The 3,400-nt window shown below is 50.9% G+C and carries 2 protein-coding genes; both read left to right on the forward strand.

What is annotated here, in order from left to right:
- Nucleotides 1-2,389: M26 family metallopeptidase (locus CX664_RS26800; RefSeq protein WP_219622299.1), on the forward strand; the 2,389-nt coding region annotated here is incomplete at its 5' end.
- Nucleotides 2,390-2,935: 546 nt separating this feature from the next.
- Nucleotides 2,936-3,400: hypothetical protein (locus tag CX664_RS24735; protein ID WP_146000340.1), on the forward strand; the 465-nt coding region annotated here is incomplete at its 3' end.

Raw genomic sequence — 3,400 nt, forward strand, 5'->3', positions numbered from 1 at the left:
AAACACACCCTTGGCACTGGGGGCTCTGGTCGGCCTGTCCGCGGTCGGTGCGGCATCAGCATCCGCCTCTGACCGCTGGATTAACGTGGCGGATGCCGAGAACCTGGGCAAGATCTGCCGTGATAAGGGCTCATGTAGCAAACAATATCGCCTGACTGATGATTTCAACGATAACCAATTGTCCCGGTCCATTGGCTCTAAAAAAAATCCATTCACCGGCAAGTTGGACGGCAATTATCGTACTATTGGCAAACTTTCGAAGTGCCTGGTAAAACACCTGTCCGATGAGGGCCGTATCGAGAACCTGACCCTTAGTGATGCCAAAATAACCTCAACGGATCCGGCCGGGGTAGTGGCTTGTGAAATGTCTGATAACGCCAAGATCAGTAATATTCGGGTTGAACGTGCTGACGTTGATACCAAGGAAATATCCGTACCCGCAGCTATTGGCGTGGGCAGTGTAGATGGCGGAGGAACTATTACTAACATGACTGCGTTGAACTGCACGGTGAAAACCTACGCCACCTATAGTCATGCCGGTATTGGTGCGGGATATCTGATAAGGGGAGCTGTTAACAACATGGCTGCGGTAAACTGTAGTGTTACAGCAAAGAGACTACACTCACATGCCGGTATTGGTGCGGGAACATCGAAAGGTGGAAACGTTAGCAACACAATGGCGGTGAACTGTCATGTTGAAGCAATGGGAAAATCTGATGCCGGTATTGGGGTGGGATATCAGCTTGATAAAGGAACGGTTACAGACACGACAGCGTTGAGCTGCACGGTGAAAACCAACAAAGCTGATGCAAATGCTGGTATTGGGGCTGGACATTCGAAGCAAAGTACTGTTGACCACACGACAGCGGTTAACTGCCATGTTGTAACAATAGGAGAAGATGCAGATGCCGGTATTGGGGCTGGACATTCGAGGGAAAGTACTGTTGACCACACGACAGCGGTTAATTGTCATGTTGTAACAATAGGAGAAGATGCAGATGCCGGTATTGGGGCTGGAGTATTGGATATTGGGGTTGGAGTATTGGGTAAAGGTACTGTTCACCACACGACAGCGGTGAACTGCACGGTGATAACCTCAGGCAGCGAGGCAAATGCCGGTATTGGCGCAGGACGCTTTTATCAAGCACTAGAACGTATCGCCAACACCAGGGTGTTCAATAGCACCGTTAAAAGTGAAAATGCCACTGCGAAAATCTTCGGAGGATCTGACCCGATTATTTGTAATGTCACTGTTAATAGCCAACCAAGAGGCACTCCCGAGGGGTGTCGGGATTGGCAGAATAATGATATCTGTGCAGATATTGCCCCCGACTTGGCAAAACTAAAGCACCAAATCGTTAATTATTGTTCTGGCACATCAAGCACAAAGACGATGACCACAACACCAGGCAGCACCGCTACATTTGCCGCACCAACACCGCCAGTGGCATCACCAAGCCCTGCCGTTATAGCTTGTATCGCCACCCTGGGTACGGTGATTATTGTGCTGGTCGGTGTGATCGCCTACCGCTATTACAGCCAAAGGTCATCGACTAATGCTGGTCGTAACCGCGCGGAACCCATGCCGCCCCCAGCCAGCGGCCGCCCCCGTGCTGAGGGACAGTTGCCTACTCCTCCCCGGGATCATTACCAACCGTTGTCGTTCAGGCCGAGGAACAAGAGACCGCTGCCTGCTCCTCCCCTGGATCATTATCAACCGTTGTCGTTCAGGCCGAGGAACACGAGACCGCTGCCTGCTCCCCCAGGCCATTACCAAACGTTAACATTCAGACAAGGGAACACGGCAACAGGGGACTACAATCCCCTGATGGGTAATGAAAAAGAACCCGCCCCCTCTGACATCCCTGTGTACTTAGAACTGATCGGGTATGAATCCACCGATAACCATGGTGAACCGGTGGCGGATGGGCAGGCCGCTATGGCAACAGGCAGCAACTCTGTGGCGAATACTGGAAAACCCACCCGACCAGGCAGCCCTGTGTACCATGTACTGACCAAACATGGGACTGACTCTGACGATAACCATGGTGAACCGTTGGCGGACGGGCAGGCCGGTATAGCAACAGGCAGCAGCTCCGTGGCGAACACTGGAAAACCCGTCCGACCAGTCAGCCCTGTGTACCATGTACTGACCGAACATGGGACTGACTCTGATGATAACCATGGTGAACCGGTGGCGGTCGGGCAGGCCGGCATAGCAACACAGGGCAGCAACTCCGTGGCGAACACTGGAAAACCCACCCGTCCAGACAGCCCTGTGTACCATGTACTGACCGAACATGGGACTGACTCTGACGATAGCTATGGCAAACCGGCGGGTAGGCAACAGATAGCAGCAGCCCCATGGCGAACACTGGGAAAGAGATAAAAAGCCCCCTGCTCACAGCCATGCCATGAACCCAGCCTTTTCCAATGCTTTCTACATAAGTTTTCAGTGAGGGCAACGCGCGGTGAAAGCGATTATTCCAGCGCATAGTCTCCAGACATTCATGTGGGTCAATACCCAGGCGCTCCAGGATAGGCGGAACATCGTCAGTTATACGACCACGGTTGCCTTTGCGGATAATTCGGCCAGACCAGTTGACCAGTTCAAAGTAGCTACTGAGGAGTTATCCTGAAATAATTTCCACATTTCTGGGTTTCAAAACTACGTTCATCCTGAGTGCTAAATGTCGGAATTATTTCAGGACAATGACTAAAAGCTTTATTCGCTAATGTCCATTGGTCTTACAATCATTCAAATATATACCACCATTCATTTATAAAAATAACACGACGCCTGCAAAACGTACCCTTAAATAAAAAAATGAATCAGAAACTTTTACGACACCGCATGTTCGAAGAGAGTGCCCGATAATTTTTTGTGCACAGTTCTAATGTACTGTTATGCAATACAACATCAAGAGCCCTATTTATGATTCAGCAACCCATTCAGCAGCCCACTCAGCAACCCATTTGCGACAGCGCTTCCCAATCTTCAGAGAATGGCATCGAACGTTCCTGGCTCGGCCATGGCATTGCTGTTTGTAAAGCATTTGCGACATCATTGATTCCAACGGAAGATCCTTGCCTCAGTTTCAATTCGCGCAAAGCAGTGGAAGATCTTGTGCGACTGGCCACAGCAACTATCCTGCCGTCGAGTTCCATCCTTTTCATAGTGAAAGATATGGCCAATGCCTGGTCCGGGAGCGATTTGCCCGGGCCGGATGCAAAACCGGAGTTACCACAGACATCAAAAGAAACCCGGGAAGAGGCTCAGGAAAAAGAACCCGGCTCGAAAGACGTCCCCCTTCAACAGCCATCCACGGCCCGCTATCAAGGGAGTGAGGGAACCAAAGGACTACTTGCCCTTGGCACGCTGGCCAGCTCTTTTCAGTAT

The organism is Endozoicomonas acroporae (assembly GCF_002864045.1).
GTDB lineage: Bacteria > Pseudomonadota > Gammaproteobacteria > Pseudomonadales > Endozoicomonadaceae > Endozoicomonas > Endozoicomonas acroporae.